The organism is Vibrio sp. 10N.261.55.F4, assembly GCF_041470465.1.
In the GTDB taxonomy this organism is placed as follows: domain Bacteria; phylum Pseudomonadota; class Gammaproteobacteria; order Enterobacterales; family Vibrionaceae; genus Vibrio; species Vibrio crassostreae_C.
Window position 1 is genome coordinate 68,425 of sequence record NZ_JBFRMM010000003.1, and the last position, 17,831, is coordinate 86,255.

Consider the following 17,831-nt stretch of genomic DNA (forward strand, 5'->3'; position numbering starts at 1 on the left):
CCAACAATCATCGCGCATAGTACATTCAGAGCATCGATAATCTCTGGATGTAAACATGATCACTTGGCACTCAATTCCTTTTTCTGAACTCTCAACACAACAGCTTTATCAACTACTTAAATTAAGAGTCGATGTATTTGTGGTCGAGCAGACTTGTCCTTATCCAGAGCTGGACGGTAAAGATACACTCGCGGGTGTTGAGCACCTGCTTGGCTATGCTGATGAAGAGTTGGTAGCGTGTGCACGTTTATTACCACCAGGTACCTCTTACGACAACACCAGCATCGGTCGAGTCGCAACCAAGCAATCGGCAAGAGGTGGTGGCTTGGGGCATCAATTAATCAAAGAAGCATTAACACGCTGCGAGGCTCTTTGGCCAAATACGGCCATTGATATTGGCGCGCAGCAACACCTAGAAAACTTCTATGCGAGCCACGGCTTCAACACCATCTCGGATATGTACCTCGAAGATGACATTCCTCATATAGACATGAGATTAGAAAAATAATGACGAATATCACTGCCGGTATTCTATTGTTGGTTGCAGGTAACTTGTTTGCCTCGCTTTCCGACGTAGCGGTAAAGCTGTTAAATGGCGAAGTACCGCCCTTACAGTATATTTTTTTCCGACAGTTGATATCTCTGCTCATCATCACCCCTTTGTGGCTACAGCAGAAAAAAGAACAACGGCGCTTACAGCAGGCTAAGGTAACCTTCATTCGAGGTCAGTTAATTCTGATCGGCAGTGGGTGCATGGTGGTCGCGATCACTCACTTGTCTTTGGCAACCGCCAACGCAGTATTTTATGTCGCGCCTTTACTGATGTTGCCGCTCTCAATGTTGCTATTGAAAGAGCAACCGGCACTCGGCAAGGTTATCGGCACAACCATAGGTTTTATTGGTGCATTGATTGTCTTGAGGCCATCACAATTTCATTGGGCGGCACTGTTTGCTTTGGGGACAGCACTCACCCTAGCACTATTTAATGTACTCGTAAGAAAGCTTCCTAGTGAGCAAACGGTGGTCACTACGCTGTGGTGGACAACCTTATTCTCTATTCCAGCCTCATTAGTACTGTGCTTCTTATACTGGCAGCCAGTGTCTGTGGAGCATTTGGGATACATAGCCCTGAGTGCGACGCTAATCTTAAGTTACAACGGCCTTGCGGTTGCTGCCTATCAAAAAGCACACTCTAGCCAAATTGCCTTGGCTGAGTATTCAGGATTGGTGTTTGTCGCGCTAATAGGTGCAATATGGTTCGATGAGATTCCGGATACATTAACCTTTATCGGAATCATGCTTATCATCTTGCCACTCGCCCCTTTCAAGCGACCAAAAAAAAGAGCTAATGCTTAGCTCTTTTCTATCGTTTATCTGTGTCTGGTGAAGCGCTTTAACTCAGGCTCACTATTCATCTACTTACTGCGACCAAAGCCACCATCGGATAAGCGGAAGAACATCACCGAAGTGTCGCCTTTCTCTAGCTGAAGAATGTCCAACTGCCCAGTTTCAGCAAGTTTGAAACGAACCAGCTGGCCTTTACGAATCTGACTGAGCGGCTTATCTGCACCTTCAATTCGCACTAACGCATTCAAGTCAGACAATGGCAAATCGTTGTTTCGAAAAACCTGCGCTAACGTATCCCCTTGCTTAACAAGGTACTCCTGCCAATTTTTGTTACTCGGTTCTAATGAGCTGTTCTTGGCATTTTGCTGTTCGCTTAAGCCGACGGTGTTTATTTCAAGCTCAACGCGCGATGTTGTTGGAGCTGTGTCTACTTTAGGTTCTGGTAGCGGCACAAAAAGTAATATCAGTACGATCGGAGAAATCACCATCAACAGTCTTTGGTGTAACTTCGGCAATGAACCCCAAGTTTGCGCTGTCGAGGTTTTCATTTTCTTCACATCGATCGAACTCAATTTCTCTTTGACCTGATTCAGTCGATCCTTGAATTCTGCTAAGTGGTCAACTTTCTGTTTTTTCTTTTGACGACGATTCATACCACTGCGTCCTATACATTGAATAACTACAGTATAAAAACCAAAGTACCAACAGTATAGATCTTTCCGTCACAACAAGGCCCAAAGCGAGAAAATTGACATGGCTGTGATTTGGGCGCGGTAAAGCGCAAGTGATCAGGGACTAGCCGTTTCTTCACGCTGCTAATACTGGTATTCTTACCCTTTTCGTACTGACAAAAAGAGTGACTTTTCATGTCTGAAGTAAAATTTGAAACTGTAGAGCAAAAAGCTAGCTACGGTATCGGTCTACAAATGGGCCAACAACTTGCTGGTTCTGGTCTTGAAGGCCTAAACGTTGACGCAATCGCTGCTGGTATCGCAACAGCTCTAGTTGGCGACATGCCAGCTATCGAAGTTGACGAAATCAACAACGCACTACAAGAGCTACACACTCGCGGTGAAGCTGCACGTCAAGAACTAGCTAAAGCTGCTGCTGCTGACGGCGAAGCTTTCCTAGCTGACAACGCTCTTCGTTCAGAAGTAACGGTTCTTGAGTCTGGTCTTCAGTACGAAGTACTAACTGAAGGTACTGGCGAAATCCCAACTGCAGACAAGCAAGTACGTGTTCACTACCACGGCGAACTAACTGACGGTACTGTTTTCGACAGCTCTGTATCTCGCGGTCAACCTGCTGAATTCCCTGTAACTGGCGTAATTCAAGGTTGGGTACAAGCTCTACAAATGATGCCTGTTGGCTCTAAGTGGAAGCTATACATCCCTCAAGATCTAGCATACGGTGAGCGTGGCGCAGGTGCTGCAATCCCACCATTTGCTGCTCTAGTATTTGAAGTAGAACTTCTAGCTATTCTTTAATTTTTATAAAAACCTTTAGTAAAACAAAATACTATTGGCAAATAAAATTGAAATAATCCAACGGCGATGTGACTACATCGCCGTTTTTCGTTTATAGTGAAAGAGTAAATTACTTTATTACTTAAGGACGAATAATGAAGAAAGTACTCATCACAGTTTTAAGCAGCCTTGCTGTTGTCTCTTGCGCTAGCACTAGCGACTCTGAACAAACCAGTTCATCATCAGATACCAACTATTCCCAACTATCACAAACTGCACTAATGGCAGCAGTGAATATGTGGTCTCAGCAGAACGAAACAACACCACTTGTGGATACGGTAGCTGACCAAGCTTCTGTTACCAGCGACCAAGCAGTTGGCGGTATTGGTTCAATGTTGGCCCTTGCACAAAACTCACTTGGCACAGCCGACAACAAAGAACTCGCGACACTTATTCCAGGCATGTCGAGCCTTGAGTCTACGGGGCTATCATCGCTACTAAGCTCACAAGGTGCCGTTGAAAGTGCGTTTTCTGGATTAGGCATGGATCCATCAATGGTTACGACATTTGCGCCAATCATTCTTCAAGCATTGCAGTCACAAGGTGCGACGAGCGGCCTGATGGATTCACTTTCAGCTATATGGCAATAATCGTTAGTTATTAATAGCTAGCTTAAAATCTAATAAGGGCACTTCGGTGCTCTTTTTTGTGCGTGGAAGAAAAGATATTTGAGATACGAGATACGAGATACGAGATATTTTTGAAAAATGGCGCAGACAAGACAAGCAAAAAATGCCAAACATCATGGTGCAATTTCTATTGTCTATTCCTTGTTCTACAGACACAAAAAAGCCGAGCTAATGCTCGGCTTTTGTATTAAGAATCTAGTATAGATTACTCAGCAGCTTCTTCAGCAGCTGGGCGGTCTACAAGCTCAATGTAAGCCATTGGAGCTTTATCACCAGTACGGAAACCACATTTAAGAATGCGAGTGTAACCACCTTGGCGAGCCGCGAAACGCGGGCCTAGTTCATTAAATAGTTTTGCCACAACTTCGTTATCACGAGTGCGAGCAAATGCAAGACGACGGTTAGCAACACTGTCTGTCTTAGCTAGGGTAATCAATGGCTCAATTACGCGACGTAGTTCTTTTGCTTTAGGCACGGTAGTTTTAATAACTTCGTGACGAACAAGAGAGCTAGCCATGTTGCTGAACATCGCTTTGCGATGACTGCTGTTGCGGTTGAGTTGACGACCACTTTTACGATGGCGCATGACCTAATCCTTCTAACTTTTCGATTAATCTTCAGCGATTGACGCTGGTGGCCAGTTTTCTAGACGCATGCCTAGAGAAAGACCACGTGAAGCAAGCACATCTTTAATCTCTGTAAGAGATTTCTTACCAAGGTTTGGCGTTTTAAGTAGCTCAACCTCAGTGCGCTGTACAAGATCACCGATGTAGTGAATCGCTTCTGCTTTCAAACAGTTAGCAGAGCGAACTGTTAGTTCAAGATCGTCTACAGGACGTAGTAGGATAGGATCGAATTCTGGCTTCTCTTCCTTCTCCTCAGGTACACGTACATCACGAAGATCTACGAACGCATCCAGTTGTTCAGCTAAAATAGTAGCTGCACGACGGATTGCTTCCTCAGGTTCTAGAGTACCGTTCGTTTCCATATCGATAACAAGCTTGTCTAAATCAGTACGTTGTTCTACACGTGCCGCTTCTACAGCGTAAGCGATTTTATCAACCGGGCTGTAAGTAGCGTCAACTAGTAGACGACCGATAGGACGCTCATCTTCTTCAGTATGGATACGAGCTGAAGCTGGAACGTAACCACGACCACGTTCTACTTTGATACGCATAGCGATCTCAGCGTTGTCATCCGTTAGGTGACAAATTACGTGCTCAGGGTTAGCGATCTCTACATCACCATCGTGGGTGATGTCACCTGCAACAACAGGGCCTGAGCCTGATTTGTTCAGTGTAATAAACACTTCATCTTTGCCTTCAGCAACGCGTACAGCCAAACCTTTAAGGTTTAGAAGGATTTCCAGGATATCTTCCTGAACGCCTTCTTTAGTGCTGTATTCGTGTAGCACACCTTCAATTTCAACTTCTGTTACGGCACAACCCGGCATAGAAGATAGAAGAATGCGGCGAAGAGCATTACCTAGAGTGTGGCCGAAACCGCGCTCTAATGGCTCAAGAGTTACTTTCGCGTGTGTCGTATTGATCTGTTCAATGTCAACAAGACGCGGCTTAAGAAATTCTGTTACAGAACCCTGCATTGTGTCCTCTCTTTTTTTAACCTTACTTAGAGTAAAGTTCGACGATCAAGTGTTCATTGATGTCAGCTGATAGGTCAGAACGCTCAGGCATACGCTTGAATGTACCTTCCATTTTGCCAGCATCTACTTCAATCCAAGTTGGCTTTTCACGTTGTTCAGCAACTTCTAGAGCCGCTTTAATACGAGATTGCTGTTTAGCTTTCTCGCGGATAGAAACAACGTCGTTTGCCGCTACTTTGAAAGAAGGAACGTTTACAACTTTACCGTTAACTAGAATAGACTTGTGGCTAACTAGTTGACGAGATTCAGCACGAGTAGCGCCAAAGCCCATACGGTAAACTACGTTATCAAGACGACCTTCAAGAAGCTGAAGCAGGTTTGCACCTGTGTTGCCTTTAAGACGTGCAGCTTCTTTGTAGTAGTTGCGGAATTGTTTTTCTAGAACGCCGTAGATACGACGAACTTTTTGCTTCTCACGAAGCTGAACGCCATACTCAGATAGACGACCGCGACGAGCGCCGTGTACACCTGGTGCGTTATCAATTTTACACTTGGTATCGATCGCACGGACACCAGACTTAAGGAATAAGTCAGTACCTTCGCGACGGCTAAGCTTAAGCTTAGGACCCAAATATCTTGCCATGATCTTTCTCCAATATTCCTAGAAACGAAACTTAAACGCGACGTTTCTTAGGTGGACGACAACCGTTATGAGGGATTGGTGTCGCATCAACAATGTTAGTGATACGGAAACCAGCAGCGTTCAGTGCACGAACAGTAGATTCGCGACCTGGACCTGGACCCTTAACCATAACTTCCAAGTTCTTTAGGCCATATTCTTTAGCCATTTCACCACAACGCTCAGCTGCAACTTGTGCTGCGAACGGAGTAGATTTACGAGAACCACGGAAACCTGAACCACCTGCTGTAGCCCATGCAAGAGCGTTGCCTTGACGGTCAGTGATAGTTACGATTGTGTTGTTGAAAGAAGCATGAATGTGCGCTACGCCATCAGCTACTTGCTTGCGTACGCGCTTACGCGCGCGAGTTGGTTGTTTTGCCATTGTACTCTACCTTATCCGACTATTTCTTGATCGGCTTGCGCGGACCCTTACGGGTGCGAGCGTTGGTTTTAGTACGCTGTCCACGTAGTGGTAGACTGCGACGATGACGAAGACCGCGGTAACAGCCAAGGTCCATAAGACGCTTGATGTTCATCGATACTTCACGACGTAGATCACCTTCTACAGTGTACTTAGCTACACCATCACGCAGTTGATCGATCTGCTCTTCAGTTAGTTCACTGATCTTAGCATCTTCAGCAATACCCACTTCAGCTAGAATAGCTTGAGAGCGAGTTTTACCGATACCGTAGATTGCAGTAAGTGCAATTACAGAATGCTTATGATCAGGAATGTTAATGCCGGCTATACGGGCCATTATTCACTCCTAAGGGGTTCATAAAAGAATTATCCGCAGCAAAGCCCGTTATGGATACGCTGCGGCATACTACTTCTTTTGCACGCAAAAGGTAGGCCGAGGAATATACTCGACTCTACCTTGTATTTCAAGTAAAAATTTCTGCTAATTAGCCTTGGCGTTGCTTATGCTTTGGCTCACTGCAAATCACGCGAACGACACCGTTACGCTTGATAACTTTACAGTTACGGCAGATTTTTTTAACGGAAGCACGAACTTTCATTGCTAAACTCCGTAAATGGAATCGAAATTGTTACCACCGAATTAACGGCCGTAACCCTTCAGATTCGCTTTCTTTAACACAGAATCATACTGTTGTGACATCAGATGAGTCTGTACCTGTGCCATGAAATCCATGATAACTACCACTACGATTAGTAGTGATGTGCCGCCAAAGTAGAAACGAACGTTCCACGCGACCATCATGAACTCAGGAATCAGACATATAAAAGTAATGTATAGAGCGCCCGCAAGGGTTAGTCTAGTCATCACTTTATCGATATATTTCGCTGTCTGCTCACCTGGGCGGATACCGGGTACGAATGCACCAGACTTCTTCAAGTTATCAGCTGTTTCACGTGGGTTAAACACCAACGCTGTATAGAAGAAACAGAAGAAGATTATAGCTGCTGCATAAAGCATTACATACAAAGGTTGACCTGGGCTAAGAGCTAATGACACGTCAGTTAACCAACCGAACGCGCTGCTTTCACCATTTTGACCAAACCACTGCGCTAATGTTCCTGGGAACAAAATAATACTTGATGCGAAAATCGCTGGAATAACACCTGCCATATTAATCTTAAGAGGCAAGTGAGAGCTTTGTGCTGCAAAAACTTTACGACCTTGTTGACGTTTCGCATAGTTAACGACGATACGACGTTGACCACGTTCCATGAAAACTACGAAGTAAATAACAGCAAAAGACAATACAGCAATCAACAGCAGAAGAAGCACATGCAATTCACCTTGACGCGCTTGCTCGATTGTTTGACCGATTGCAGAAGGCAATCCAGCAACAATACCTGCAAAAATCAGAATGGAAATACCATTACCGATTCCTCGCTCAGTGATTTGTTCACCTAACCACATTAAGAACATGGTACCAGTTACTAAACTCACGGTAGCAATAAGCGTAAACATGGTTTGGTTGATAACAACCAGATTGTCGACCATGTTTGGTAAGCCTGTTGCGATACCAATAGCTTGGAATGTTGCAAGTACAAGCGTGCCGTAGCGTGTATATTGGCTTATCTTACGACGGCCTGCTTCACCCTCTTTCTTGAGTTCCGCTAACGCTGGATGAACTACAGTTAGCAATTGGACTACGATCGATGCCGAAATGTACGGCATGATACCCAATGCTAATATAGATGCACGCTCAAGAGCACCACCGGAGAACATGTTAAACATTTCTACGATGGTACCTTTTTGCTGATCGAACAAATCGGCAAGTACAGCTGCGTCAATACCAGGGATCGGCACAAAAGAGCCGGCTCGGAATACTAAAAGTGCACCAATTACGAATAATAAGCGCGACTTTAGTTCACTTAAGCCGCTCTGAGCACTACGAAAATCTTGTCCTGGTTTCTTAGCCATCTGTACCTCGTTCCTCGAGATTATTCCTCGATTTTACCGCCTGCAGCTTCGATTGCAGCTTTAGCGCCTTTAGTCACGCGTAGACCTTTAACAGTCACAGCTTTGCTTAGGTCACCAGAAAGAACGATCTTAACAAACTCGATGTTCTTAGTGATAACGTTAGCAGCTTTAAGGCTGTTAAGATCAACTACGTCACCTGTTACTTTCGCTAGCTCAGCTAGACGAACTTCAGCAGACACTAGGCTCTTACGAGAAGTGAAACCGAATTTAGGTAAACGTTGTTTTAGAGGCATTTGACCGCCTTCAAAACCTGGACGAACAGAGCCGCCAGAACGTGACTTTTGACCTTTGTGACCGCGGCCACCTGTTTTACCAAGGCCAGAACCGATACCACGACCTACACGCTTCTTAGAAGGTTTAGAGCCAGCAGCCGGTGATAGAGTATTCAAACGCATTCTGATTACTCCTCAATCTTAACCATGTAGTAAACCTTGTTGATCATACCGCGTACGCACGGTGTATCTTCAAGTTCTACTGTATGGTTGATGCGACGAAGACCTAGACCTTTAAGACACGCTTTGTGCTTAGGTAGGCGACCAATTGAGCTTTTAGTTTGAGTTACTTTAATAGTTGCCATCGTGTGCTTACTCCGAAATAGATTCAACAGTTAGACCACGTTTAGCAGCAACCATTTCTGGTGACTTAACGTCTACTAGAGCACCAATCGTTGCACGAACGATGTTGATCGGGTTCGTTGAACCGTATGCTTTAGAAAGTACGTTATGTACGCCCGCAACTTCAAGTACAGCACGCATTGCACCGCCGGCAATAACACCTGTACCTTCTGCAGCTGGCTGCATGTAAACTTTAGAGCCCGAATGACGACCTTTCACCGGGTGGTGAAGAGTGCCTTCGTTAAGCGATACTGTAACCATGTTACGGCGCGCTTTTTCCATTGCTTTTTGAATCGCAGCAGGTACTTCACGAGCTTTGCCGTAACCGAAACCTACGCGACCGTTACCGTCACCAACTACTGTTAGTGCAGTAAAGCTCATGATTCGACCACCTTTAACCGTCTTAGATACACGGTTAACTGCGATCAGCTTTTCTTGCAAATCATTAGCTTGTTGTTGTTCTTTAGCCATCTTCCAACCCTACCTTAGAATTTCAGACCAGCTTCGCGAGCAGATTCTGCTAGCGCCGCTACTCGACCGTGGTATTGGAAACCAGAACGATCAAATGCAACTGAAGCTACGCCTTTTTCAAGAGCGCGCTCAGCAACAGCTTTACCAACTGCTTTAGCTGCATCAACGTTACCAGTGTTCTTAACTTGCTCACGGATCGCTTTTTCTACAGTAGAAGCAGCTGCGATAACCTCAGAGCCGTTTGCCGCGATAACTTGTGCGTAAACATGGCGAGGAGTACGGTGTACTACCAGGCGAGTTGCACCAAGTTCTGCAATCTTACGACGTGCACGTGTAGCACGACGGATGCGAGATGCTTTCTTATCCATAGTGATACCTTACTTCTTCTTAGCTTCTTTAGTACGCACATTTTCATCTGCGTAACGAACACCTTTGCCTTTGTAAGGCTCAGGAGCACGGTAAGAACGAATGTCAGCCGCAACTTGACCTACTACTTGCTTATCGCAACCAGTAATGATGATCTCAGTTTGGCTAGGGCACTCAGCTTTAATACCTTCAGGTAGAGCGTGCTCTACTGGGTGAGAAAAACCAAGAGTTAGAGCTACAGAGTTGCCTTTCATAGCAGCACGGTAACCAACACCCTTAAGAGTTAGCTTCTTAGTGAAGCCCTCAGTAACACCCACAACCATGTTATTAACTAGAGCGCGAGCTGTACCAGCTTGTGCCCATGCGTTAGTAACACCTTCTTTCGGACCGAAAGTTAGGTTGGTTTCTTCCTGTGCAATAACTACGGCGCTGTTAAGAACGCGAGTAAGCTCACCTTTGCTACCTTTTACAGTAACTTCTTGGCCGTTTAGTTTCACCTCTACGCCAGCTGGAATAGCGACAGGTGCTTTAGCAACACGAGACATAATCTACTCCTTAAGCTACGTAACAGATGATTTCACCGCCAAGACCTGCTTTACGAGCAGCACGGTCAGACATCAGACCCTTGGAAGTAGAAACAACTGCAATACCAAGACCACCCATCACTGTAGGTAAAGAGTCTTTATTTTTATAAACTCTTAGACCAGGACGTGATACACGCTTGATTTGCTCGATTACAGGTTTAGCTTGGAAGTACTTAAGAGTAACTTCTAGCTCAGGTTTTGCTTCGCTGTTAACAGCGAAGTCTACGATGTAACCTTCAGCTTTAAGTAATGCAGCAATTGCAACTTTAAGCTTTGAAGAAGGCATTTTTACAGCAACTTTGTTTGCTGCCTGACCGTTACGAACTCGGGTCAGCATATCCGAAATCGGATCTTGCATGCTCATAAGATTTACTCCAAATGATTAAGTGGCAATTACCAGCTAGCCTTACGAAGACCCGGAATCTCGCCTTTCATGCAAGCTTCACGAACCTTAATGCGGCTTAGACCGAATTTACGTAGGTAACCGTGTGGACGACCAGTTTGGTTGCAACGGTTGCGCTGACGTGATGCACTTGAATCACGTGGAAGAGATTGCAGTTTAAGAACCGCATTCCAACGATCTTCTTCAGATGCGTTTACATCGCTAATGATAACTTTTAGCGCAGAACGCTTTTCAGCGAACTTAGCTACTAGTTTTGCACGTTTAGCTTCACGTGCTTTCATTGATTGTTTAGCCATAACAGTAACCCTACCCTTACTTACGGAATGGGAAGTTAAAGGCAGCCAGCAGAGCTCGGCCTTCCTCATCGGAACCCGCAGAAGTCGTGATAGTGATATCAAGACCGCGGACACGATCGACTTTATCGTAGTCGATTTCCGGAAAGATGATTTGCTCGCGAACGCCCATGCTGTAGTTACCGCGACCGTCAAAAGACTTAGCGCTAACACCACGGAAATCACGTACACGTGGAAGTGCGATAGAGATTAAACGCTCTAAAAATTCCCACATGCGCTCACCACGCAAGGTTACTTTACAACCAATTGGGTAGCCTTCACGAATTTTGAAACCAGCTACAGATTTACGCGCTTTAGTGATAAGTGGCTTTTGACCAGAGATCGTTGCCATATCAGCTGCTGCGTTTTCTAGCAGTTTCTTATCGTTGATTGCTTCACCAACGCCCATATTTAGGGTGATTTTCTCAATCCTAGGGACTTGCATGACGCTTGTGTAGCTGAACTCTTTGGTAAGCTCAGCGACTACAGACGACTTGTAGTAATCATGCAGTTTCGCCATAGTAGAACTCCAAATTACTTCTAATTAGTTAGAAACAGTTTCGCCGTTAGATTTGAAGAAACGAACTTTCTTGCCATCTTCGATACGGAAACCGATACGGTCTGCTTTACCAGTAGCCGCGTTAAAAACAGCAACGTTAGAAGCATCAATAGCTGCTTCTTGTTCAACGATGCCACCTTGTTGACCTAGAGCCGGAACCGGCTTTTGGTGTTTCTTAACAAGGTTGATGCCTTCAACGATAACTTTACCAGTTGTCAGAACCTTAGTTACTTTACCTTTCTTGCCTTTATCTTTACCAGCAAGAATGATTACTTCGTCATTACGACGGATTTTAGCTGCCATATTGCCGCTCCTTACAGAACTTCAGGTGCTAGTGATACAATCTTCATGAATTTCGCGTTACGAAGTTCACGAGTCACAGGACCAAAGATACGTGTGCCGACTGGTTGCTCAGTAGTGTCATTTAACAATACACAAGCATTACTGTCGAAGCGAATGACAGAACCGTCTGGGCGACGAACGCCTTTACGGGTGCGCACTACTACCGCCTTCAGAACATCACCTTTCTTTACTTTACCGCGAGGAATCGCTTCCTTCACTGTAACCTTGATGACGTCACCGATATGTGCATAACGGCGGTGAGAGCCACCCAGAACCTTAATACACATTACCTTGCGCGCGCCAGAGTTATCTGCTGCGTCAAGTGTACTTTGCATCTGGATCATTGTTAGTGCTCCGCTAAATATTAAAACTAGACCCTCTCGGGTCGGGCTGCCTCTTTAAAAGGGACGCGAATTGTACCACCCTTTTTTTAAATTGGGTAGACAAAAAACAAGCGGCTCCAAAAAATTATTTGGAGCCGCTTATAAGTTATAGAATTACAAAGATTAAATCTTCGCTTTTTCTAGAACTTTAACCAATGTCCAAGACTTAGTCTTAGACAGAGGACGACACTCAGCGATTTCAACTTTGTCGCCTAGGCCACAAGTGTTGTCTTCGTCGTGTGCGTGTACTTTAGTCGTGCGTTTGATGAACTTACCGTAAATTGGGTGTTTTACAGTGCGCTCAATAGCAACAACGATAGACTTGTCCATCTTGTCACTTACTACACGGCCTTGCTGGATGCGGTTAGTTTCGCTCATTATGCGCCTGCCTTTTCAGTCAAAACAGTTTTCACACGTGCGATGTCACGGCGTACAGCTTTTAGAGTATGAGTTTGCTGTAGTTGACCAGTTGCAGCTTGCATGCGCAAGTTGAACTGTTCACGTAGCAAATTCAATAGCTCAGCGTTAAGCTCTTCAACGTTCTTTTCGCGTAGATCTTGTGCTTTCATCACATCACCTGCTTAGTTACAAAAGTAGTTTTAACAGGCAGTTTACGTGCCGCTAGGCGGAACGCTTCACGTGCCAACTCTTCAGGTACGCCATTCATCTCGTACATAACTTTGCCTGGTTGGATTTGAGCAACCCAGTACGCAACTGAACCTTTACCTTTACCTTGACGAACTTCAAGAGGCTTTTCAGTAATCGGCTTGTCTGGGAATACACGGATCCAGATTTGACCTTGACGCTTAATGTGACGTGTCATAGCACGACGTGCCGCTTCGATTTGACGTGCAGTCAGACGACCACGGCCAACAGCTTTAAGACCGAATTCGCCGAAGCTTACTTCAGTACCTTTAGCTAGACCACGGTTACGACCAGTCATAACCTTGCGGAACTTAGTACGTTTTGGTTGTAGCATCGTTCGACTCCTTACTTACGGCCTTTACGCTGCTTCTTAGGCTTATCGCCTTTTGGCTCTACTGCGTTAGCAGCTGGCATACCGCCTAGAATCTCACCTTTGAAGATCCAAACTTTAATGCCGATCACACCGTATTGAGTGTGAGCCGAAGAAGTTGCGTAATCAATGTCTGCACGTAGAGTGTGTAGAGGCACACGGCCTTCACGGTACCACTCAGAACGTGCGATTTCAGCACCGCCAAGACGGCCGCCTACTTGTACTTTGATGCCTTTAGCGCCTAGACGCATAGCATTTTGTACCGCACGCTTCATTGCACGACGGAACATAACACGACGCTCTAGTTGAGACGCGATGCTATCAGCTACAAGCTGACCATCTAGCTCAGGCTTACGTACTTCAGCGATGTTAATTTGCGCTGGTACACCTGCGATTTTAGCTACAGCTGCGCGTAGCTTCTCTACGTCTTCACCTTTCTTACCGATAACAACGCCAGGACGAGCAGTGTGAATAGTCACACGGATGCTCTTAGCTGGACGCTCGATAACGATACGAGATAATGATGCTTTTTGTAGTTCCTTTGTAAGGAACTGACGTACCTTGAAGTCGCCGTCTAGGTTGTCAGCGAATTCGTTGGTATTAGCAAACCATGTAGCATTCCAAGGCTTAACGATGCCAAGACGAATACCATTAGGATGTACTTTCTGACCCATTGCTTACTCTCCTAGTCTTTAGCGATCTGCTACAACAATAGTGATGTGGCTTGAACGCTTCAAGATACGATCCGCACGACCTTTAGCACGAGGCATAATACGCTTCATGATAGGGCCCTCATCTACGAAGATTTTAGCGACATTTAGATCGTCGATATCTGCACCTTCGTTATGTTCCGCGTTAGCGATAGCTGACTCAAGAACCTTCTTAACTAATACAGCAGCTTTTTTGTTGCTGAAAGTTAGAATTTCTAGAGCTTGGTCTACCGACTTACCGCGAATTTGGTCTGCAACTAAGCGAGCTTTCTGTGGAGAAATACGAGCAAAGTTATGTTTAGCTAAAGCTTCCATCATCTACTCCTTATTTCTTCTTAGCTTTCTTATCTGCAGCATGACCGCGATAAGTACGAGTTGGTGCAAATTCGCCCAGTTTGTGACCGATCATTTCTTCGGTAACGAAAACTGGAACGTGCTGACGACCATTATGGACAGCGATGGTCAAACCAATCATTGTTGGGATGATCATTGAGCGACGGGACCAAGTCTTAATAGGCTTTTTGTCTCCGCTTTCCACCGCTTTCTCTACCTTCTTCAGCAAGTGTAGGTCAATAAAAGGACCTTTCTTGAGAGAACGTGGCATGGCGATTCCTCTTTATAAATTATTTAGTGCGACGACGTACGATGTACTTGTCAGTGCGCTTGTTCTTACGAGTCTTGAAGCCCTTAGTAGGAACGCCCCAAGGAGAAACTGGGTGACGACCACCAGATGTGCGGCCTTCACCACCACCATGTGGGTGATCCACCGGGTTCATTACTACACCACGTACGGTTGGACGTACGCCGCGCCAGCGTGAAGCACCAGCTTTACCAAGTTCACGTAGCATATGCTCAGAGTTACCAACTTCACCGATCGTTGCACGACCTTCAGAAAGAACTTTGCGCATCTCACCAGAACGTAGACGGATAGTTACGTATGCACCATCGCGAGCGATGATTTGAGCATAAGCACCAGCCGAACGAGCTAGTTGAGCACCTTTACCAGGCTTAAGTTCAACACAGTGTACAGTAGAACCTACTGGGATGTTGCGCATCGGCAGAGTGTTACCTGCTTTGATTGCAGCATCTACGCCAGATTGAATCTGGTCGCCTGCGTTAACACCTTTAGGTGCAATGATGTAACGACGCTCACCGTCTGCGTACAGAACTAGAGCGATGTTAGCACTACGGTTTGGATCGTATTCTAGACGCTCAACTTTCGCTGGGATGCCATCTTTAGTACGTTTGAAGTCAATTACACGGTAATGGTGCTTATGACCACCACCGATGTGACGTACTGTAATACGACCGTTGTTGTTACGACCACCGTTCTTAGAGTTTTTCTCTAGAAGTGGTGCGTATGGCTTACCCTTGTGTAGGTCAGCGTTAACAACTTTAACGACGTGACGACGACCAGGGGAAGTCGGCTTACATTTAACAATAGCCATTTTTACTACTCCTGTTATTCCGCGCCGCCAACGAAGTCAAGATCTTGACCTTCTTTCAAAGTAACGTAGGCTTTCTTAACGTCTGAACGACGGCCTTCACGCATACCTTGACGTTTGGTCTTACCCTTTAATACAAGAGTATTTACAGACTTAACTTCAACTTCAAATAGCTTTTCTACAGCTGCTTTGATCTCTTTCTTAGTTGCATCTTTAGCTACTTTGAAAACGATAGTGTTCGCTTTCTCAGCTGCCATAGTTGCTTTTTCAGAGATGTGCGGAGCACGTAGAACTTTTAAGATACGCTCTTCAGTGATCATGCTAGCATCTCCTCAACTTGCTTAACTGCGTCAGCAGTCATTAGAACCTTGTCGAAAGCGATTAGTGATACTGGATCAACACCAGCAACATCACGTGCATCTACTTTGTATAGGTTACGAGCAGCTAAGAATAGATTTTCATCTACTTCGCCAGTCACAATCAGAACGTCGCTTAGCTCAAGCTCTTTAAGCTTAGCTACAAGTTCTTTTGTTTTTGGTGCTTCTACAGAGAAGTTATCAACAACGATTAAACGCTCTTGACGAACTAGCTCAGAAAGAATGCTCTTCATAGCACCGCGGTACATTTTTTTGTTTACTTTTTGGCTGTGATCTTGTGGTTTCGCAGCAAAAGTAACACCACCTGTACGCCAGATTGGGCTACGAATTGTACCAGCACGTGCGCGGCCAGTACCTTTTTGACGCCATGGCTTAGCGCCACCGCCAGATACTTCAGAACGAGTCTTTTGAGCACGAGTACCTTGACGAGCACCTGCTGCATATGCAACAACTACTTGGTGTACAAGAGCTTCGTTGAAGTCACGTCCGAAAGTAGTCTCGGAAACAGTTAGTGCATCAGCACCTTTAACCATCAATTCCATTACTTACTCCTAGACGTTATGCTTTAACAGCAGGTTTTACGATCACGTTTCCGCCTGTTGAGCCCGGTACTGCACCTTTAATAAGGAGTAGATTGCGCTCAGCGTCAACACGTACGATCTCTAGGTTTTGAGTCGTTACACGCTCAGCACCCATGTGACCTGCCATTTTCTTGCCTTTAAACACGCGGCCTGGAGTTTGACATTGGCCAATTGAACCCGGTGCGCGGTGAGACAAAGAGTTACCGTGAGTCATATCTTGAGTAGAGAAGTTCCAACGCTTGATAGCGCCTTGGAAGCCTTTACCTTTAGATGTACCAGTAACGTCTACTTTTTTAATTTCGTTGAAAAGTTCTACGTTTAGCTCAGCGCCAACTTCAAACTCTTCGCCGTTTTCTAAACGGAATTCCCAAAGACCGCGACCTGCTTCTACACCCGCTTTCGCGAAGTGACCAGCTTCAGGTTTAGTTACACGGTTAGCTTTCTTAGCACCAGTAGTTACTTGGATTGCTGCGTAGCCGTCTGTCTCAAGAGTTTTAACTTGAGAAATACGGTTCGCTTCAACCTCAACAACAGTTACTGGGATAGAAACGCCTTCTTCAGTAAATACGCGGGTCATACCCACTTTACGTCCGACTAGACCAATCATTATTCTTATCTCCCTTAACCTAGGCTGATTTGAACATCAACGCCAGCTGCAAGATCAAGACGCATTAGAGCATCAACAGTTTTATCTGTTGGCTCAACGATGTCGATCAAACGCTTGTGAGTACGGATTTCGTACTGATCACGTGCATCTTTGTTGACGTGTGGAGAGGTAAGAACAGTGAAACGCTCTTTACGAGTAGGAAGTGGAATAGGACCACGAACCTGTGCGCCAGTACGTTTTGCTGTTTCAACGATTTCCGCAGTTGAAGCATCGATTAGCTTGTAATCAAACGCTTTAAGGCGGATACGAATACGTTGGTTCTGCATGAGACAGAGCTCCAATTATTAAAAATTACACAAACAATATCGCCACTCAAACCCGATAAAACGAGAGAATGCCGATTGATTTATGTGAAACCGTAGCACCCAAAATTAGGACGCATTGTCAGTTAACTTTTGAAGTAAACAAGAAGTTTACTATTTTTATTAACCGCGAACATAAGCTGAGTATACATTACTAGGTAAGACCTACTCCTCAGTGCTCATTGGTTCACAACCAGCGTTAGCCAGTGCGATGCATTATACAGATCACACTTTAGTATGCAAGTAGTGTTGGAAAAATAATCGCAATTTATTGGAAGTTGGTTTTGTATCGAGAGGGAAGAAGATAGATGGAAGGTAATATTTCTTTTGAGAAAACAAAAGGGAAGCCGAAGCTCCCCTTTTCAGATGCGTGCTCTTCTAATGAAGAGAGTGCAAAAATCTAAATGCTATTAAGCGAAGATTTTAGCTACAACACC

33 protein-coding genes are annotated in these 17,831 nt (G+C 45.2%); 4 read left to right on the forward strand and 29 right to left on the reverse strand.

Annotation, left to right across the window (positions count from 1 at the left end; translation table 11 throughout):
• Positions 1 to 55 precede the first annotated feature (55 nt).
• Together AB4249_RS03515 and AB4249_RS03520 are read left to right on the forward strand one after the other, a co-directional pair.
• Complete coding sequence (locus AB4249_RS03515) at positions 56 to 508, forward strand: GNAT family N-acetyltransferase (RefSeq protein WP_017058878.1); 453 nt, start codon at positions 56 to 58, stop codon at positions 506 to 508.
• Complete coding sequence (locus tag AB4249_RS03520) at positions 508 to 1,356, forward strand: DMT family transporter (protein ID WP_017058877.1); 849 nt, start codon at positions 508 to 510, stop codon at positions 1,354 to 1,356. Before AB4249_RS03515 ends, AB4249_RS03520 begins: the two co-directional genes overlap by 1 nt.
• 59 nt (positions 1,357 to 1,415) lie before the next feature.
• On the opposite strand, the gene AB4249_RS03525 is transcribed toward AB4249_RS03520, so the two are convergent.
• Positions 1,416 to 2,000, reverse strand: a complete 585-nt coding sequence (locus tag AB4249_RS03525) for a LysM-like peptidoglycan-binding domain-containing protein (RefSeq protein WP_017068022.1) — start codon at positions 1,998 to 2,000, stop codon at positions 1,416 to 1,418.
• Positions 2,001 to 2,213: 213 nt separating this feature from the next.
• Here AB4249_RS03525 and AB4249_RS03530 point away from each other — a divergent pair, with 213 nt between their 5' ends.
• Both AB4249_RS03530 and AB4249_RS03535 read left to right on the forward strand, forming a co-directional pair.
• The gene (locus AB4249_RS03530) at positions 2,214 to 2,834 is read left to right on the forward strand and encodes an FKBP-type peptidyl-prolyl cis-trans isomerase (protein ID WP_008220519.1); all 621 of its coding nucleotides are present in this window, start codon (positions 2,214 to 2,216) and stop codon (positions 2,832 to 2,834) included.
• A gap of 134 nt (positions 2,835 to 2,968) precedes the next feature.
• Positions 2,969 to 3,463 carry a DUF2780 domain-containing protein gene (locus AB4249_RS03535; protein ID WP_017058875.1) on the forward strand — a complete coding sequence of 165 codons (495 nt, stop codon included), beginning with the start codon at positions 2,969 to 2,971 and terminating at the stop codon, positions 3,461 to 3,463.
• A gap of 244 nt (positions 3,464 to 3,707) precedes the next feature.
• Here the strand turns inward: AB4249_RS03535 and rplQ are convergent, their stop codons facing one another.
• The 28 genes from rplQ to rpsJ form a co-directional block, all read right to left on the reverse strand.
• Entirely contained in the window at positions 3,708 to 4,088 is a 381-nt protein-coding gene (gene rplQ, locus AB4249_RS03540; protein ID WP_004729812.1) for a 50S ribosomal protein L17, read from the reverse strand.
• A 24-nt stretch (positions 4,089 to 4,112) separates the two neighbouring features.
• Positions 4,113 to 5,105, reverse strand: a complete 993-nt coding sequence (locus AB4249_RS03545) for a DNA-directed RNA polymerase subunit alpha (RefSeq protein ID WP_004729813.1) — start codon at positions 5,103 to 5,105, stop codon at positions 4,113 to 4,115.
• 22 nt (positions 5,106 to 5,127) lie between these two features.
• Positions 5,128 to 5,748 (reverse strand): 30S ribosomal protein S4, encoded by a 621-nt coding sequence (rpsD, locus tag AB4249_RS03550; protein ID WP_004738777.1) that lies wholly within the window; start codon positions 5,746 to 5,748, stop codon positions 5,128 to 5,130.
• Positions 5,749 to 5,779: 31 nt separating this feature from the next.
• Positions 5,780 to 6,169 carry a 30S ribosomal protein S11 gene (rpsK, locus tag AB4249_RS03555; protein ID WP_004738778.1) on the reverse strand — a complete coding sequence of 130 codons (390 nt, stop codon included), beginning with the start codon at positions 6,167 to 6,169 and terminating at the stop codon, positions 5,780 to 5,782.
• Between the two features lie 19 nt (positions 6,170 to 6,188).
• Positions 6,189 to 6,545: a 30S ribosomal protein S13 gene (gene rpsM, locus AB4249_RS03560; RefSeq protein WP_004738779.1), complete on the reverse strand. Its 357-nt coding sequence runs from the start codon at positions 6,543 to 6,545 to the stop codon at positions 6,189 to 6,191.
• Positions 6,546 to 6,693: 148 nt separating this feature from the next.
• Positions 6,694 to 6,807 (reverse strand): 50S ribosomal protein L36, encoded by a 114-nt coding sequence (gene rpmJ / locus AB4249_RS03565; protein WP_000868186.1) that lies wholly within the window; start codon positions 6,805 to 6,807, stop codon positions 6,694 to 6,696.
• Between the two features lie 41 nt (positions 6,808 to 6,848).
• Positions 6,849 to 8,183: a preprotein translocase subunit SecY gene (gene secY, locus AB4249_RS03570; protein WP_004738781.1), complete on the reverse strand. Its 1,335-nt coding sequence runs from the start codon at positions 8,181 to 8,183 to the stop codon at positions 6,849 to 6,851.
• 20 nt (positions 8,184 to 8,203) lie between these two features.
• Positions 8,204 to 8,638 carry a 50S ribosomal protein L15 gene (gene rplO / locus AB4249_RS03575; RefSeq protein ID WP_004736758.1) on the reverse strand — a complete coding sequence of 145 codons (435 nt, stop codon included), beginning with the start codon at positions 8,636 to 8,638 and terminating at the stop codon, positions 8,204 to 8,206.
• 5 nt (positions 8,639 to 8,643) lie between these two features.
• On the reverse strand, positions 8,644 to 8,820 hold the full coding sequence (gene rpmD, locus AB4249_RS03580) for a 50S ribosomal protein L30 (RefSeq protein ID WP_004736756.1): 177 nt from the start codon (positions 8,818 to 8,820) through the stop codon (positions 8,644 to 8,646).
• A 7-nt stretch (positions 8,821 to 8,827) separates the two neighbouring features.
• Positions 8,828 to 9,328, reverse strand: coding sequence for a 30S ribosomal protein S5 (rpsE, locus tag AB4249_RS03585; protein ID WP_017061307.1), 501 nt, complete (start codon positions 9,326 to 9,328; stop codon positions 8,828 to 8,830).
• 14 nt (positions 9,329 to 9,342) lie between these two features.
• Positions 9,343 to 9,696, reverse strand: coding sequence for a 50S ribosomal protein L18 (gene rplR, locus AB4249_RS03590; protein ID WP_004738784.1), 354 nt, complete (start codon positions 9,694 to 9,696; stop codon positions 9,343 to 9,345).
• A 9-nt stretch (positions 9,697 to 9,705) separates the two neighbouring features.
• Complete coding sequence (gene rplF / locus AB4249_RS03595; RefSeq protein ID WP_017063712.1) at positions 9,706 to 10,239, reverse strand: 50S ribosomal protein L6; 534 nt, start codon at positions 10,237 to 10,239, stop codon at positions 9,706 to 9,708.
• A gap of 10 nt (positions 10,240 to 10,249) precedes the next feature.
• Positions 10,250 to 10,642 carry a 30S ribosomal protein S8 gene (gene rpsH, locus AB4249_RS03600; RefSeq protein ID WP_017061309.1) on the reverse strand — a complete coding sequence of 131 codons (393 nt, stop codon included), beginning with the start codon at positions 10,640 to 10,642 and terminating at the stop codon, positions 10,250 to 10,252.
• A 29-nt stretch (positions 10,643 to 10,671) separates the two neighbouring features.
• Positions 10,672 to 10,977 carry a 30S ribosomal protein S14 gene (gene rpsN, locus AB4249_RS03605; RefSeq protein WP_004738789.1) on the reverse strand — a complete coding sequence of 102 codons (306 nt, stop codon included), beginning with the start codon at positions 10,975 to 10,977 and terminating at the stop codon, positions 10,672 to 10,674.
• A 16-nt stretch (positions 10,978 to 10,993) separates the two neighbouring features.
• Entirely contained in the window at positions 10,994 to 11,533 is a 540-nt protein-coding gene (rplE, locus tag AB4249_RS03610) for a 50S ribosomal protein L5 (RefSeq protein WP_004738790.1), read from the reverse strand.
• 24 nt (positions 11,534 to 11,557) lie between these two features.
• Positions 11,558 to 11,875 carry a 50S ribosomal protein L24 gene (gene rplX, locus AB4249_RS03615; protein ID WP_004738792.1) on the reverse strand — a complete coding sequence of 106 codons (318 nt, stop codon included), beginning with the start codon at positions 11,873 to 11,875 and terminating at the stop codon, positions 11,558 to 11,560.
• Between the two features lie 11 nt (positions 11,876 to 11,886).
• Positions 11,887 to 12,258 (reverse strand): 50S ribosomal protein L14, encoded by a 372-nt coding sequence (gene rplN, locus AB4249_RS03620; protein ID WP_004736740.1) that lies wholly within the window; start codon positions 12,256 to 12,258, stop codon positions 11,887 to 11,889.
• A gap of 162 nt (positions 12,259 to 12,420) precedes the next feature.
• Positions 12,421 to 12,675, reverse strand: a complete 255-nt coding sequence (gene rpsQ / locus AB4249_RS03625; protein ID WP_004736739.1) for a 30S ribosomal protein S17 — start codon at positions 12,673 to 12,675, stop codon at positions 12,421 to 12,423.
• The gene (gene rpmC, locus AB4249_RS03630; RefSeq protein WP_004736737.1) at positions 12,675 to 12,866 is read right to left on the reverse strand and encodes a 50S ribosomal protein L29; all 192 of its coding nucleotides are present in this window, start codon (positions 12,864 to 12,866) and stop codon (positions 12,675 to 12,677) included. Before rpmC ends, rpsQ begins: the two co-directional genes overlap by 1 nt.
• Positions 12,866 to 13,276 carry a 50S ribosomal protein L16 gene (gene rplP / locus AB4249_RS03635; protein WP_004736736.1) on the reverse strand — a complete coding sequence of 137 codons (411 nt, stop codon included), beginning with the start codon at positions 13,274 to 13,276 and terminating at the stop codon, positions 12,866 to 12,868. The genes rpmC and rplP overlap by 1 nt, the downstream gene beginning before the upstream one ends.
• An 11-nt stretch (positions 13,277 to 13,287) precedes the next feature.
• Positions 13,288 to 13,986 carry a 30S ribosomal protein S3 gene (gene rpsC, locus AB4249_RS03640; protein ID WP_004736734.1) on the reverse strand — a complete coding sequence of 233 codons (699 nt, stop codon included), beginning with the start codon at positions 13,984 to 13,986 and terminating at the stop codon, positions 13,288 to 13,290.
• Positions 13,987 to 14,004: 18 nt separating this feature from the next.
• Complete coding sequence (rplV, locus tag AB4249_RS03645; protein ID WP_004736732.1) at positions 14,005 to 14,337, reverse strand: 50S ribosomal protein L22; 333 nt, start codon at positions 14,335 to 14,337, stop codon at positions 14,005 to 14,007.
• Positions 14,338 to 14,347: 10 nt separating this feature from the next.
• Entirely contained in the window at positions 14,348 to 14,626 is a 279-nt protein-coding gene (rpsS, locus tag AB4249_RS03650; protein ID WP_004736729.1) for a 30S ribosomal protein S19, read from the reverse strand.
• Positions 14,627 to 14,645: 19 nt separating this feature from the next.
• The gene (rplB, locus tag AB4249_RS03655) at positions 14,646 to 15,470 is read right to left on the reverse strand and encodes a 50S ribosomal protein L2 (RefSeq protein ID WP_010435149.1); all 825 of its coding nucleotides are present in this window, start codon (positions 15,468 to 15,470) and stop codon (positions 14,646 to 14,648) included.
• Positions 15,471 to 15,484: 14 nt separating this feature from the next.
• Positions 15,485 to 15,787 carry a 50S ribosomal protein L23 gene (gene rplW / locus AB4249_RS03660; RefSeq protein WP_004736765.1) on the reverse strand — a complete coding sequence of 101 codons (303 nt, stop codon included), beginning with the start codon at positions 15,785 to 15,787 and terminating at the stop codon, positions 15,485 to 15,487.
• Positions 15,784 to 16,386 (reverse strand): 50S ribosomal protein L4, encoded by a 603-nt coding sequence (rplD, locus tag AB4249_RS03665; RefSeq protein ID WP_004738803.1) that lies wholly within the window; start codon positions 16,384 to 16,386, stop codon positions 15,784 to 15,786. The genes rplW and rplD overlap by 4 nt, the downstream gene beginning before the upstream one ends.
• Before the next feature lie 16 nt (positions 16,387 to 16,402).
• Complete coding sequence (gene rplC, locus AB4249_RS03670) at positions 16,403 to 17,032, reverse strand: 50S ribosomal protein L3 (RefSeq protein WP_004736763.1); 630 nt, start codon at positions 17,030 to 17,032, stop codon at positions 16,403 to 16,405.
• Positions 17,033 to 17,046: 14 nt separating this feature from the next.
• Positions 17,047 to 17,358: a 30S ribosomal protein S10 gene (gene rpsJ / locus AB4249_RS03675; RefSeq protein ID WP_004736761.1), complete on the reverse strand. Its 312-nt coding sequence runs from the start codon at positions 17,356 to 17,358 to the stop codon at positions 17,047 to 17,049.
• Between the last annotated feature and the right edge of the window lie 473 nt (positions 17,359 to 17,831).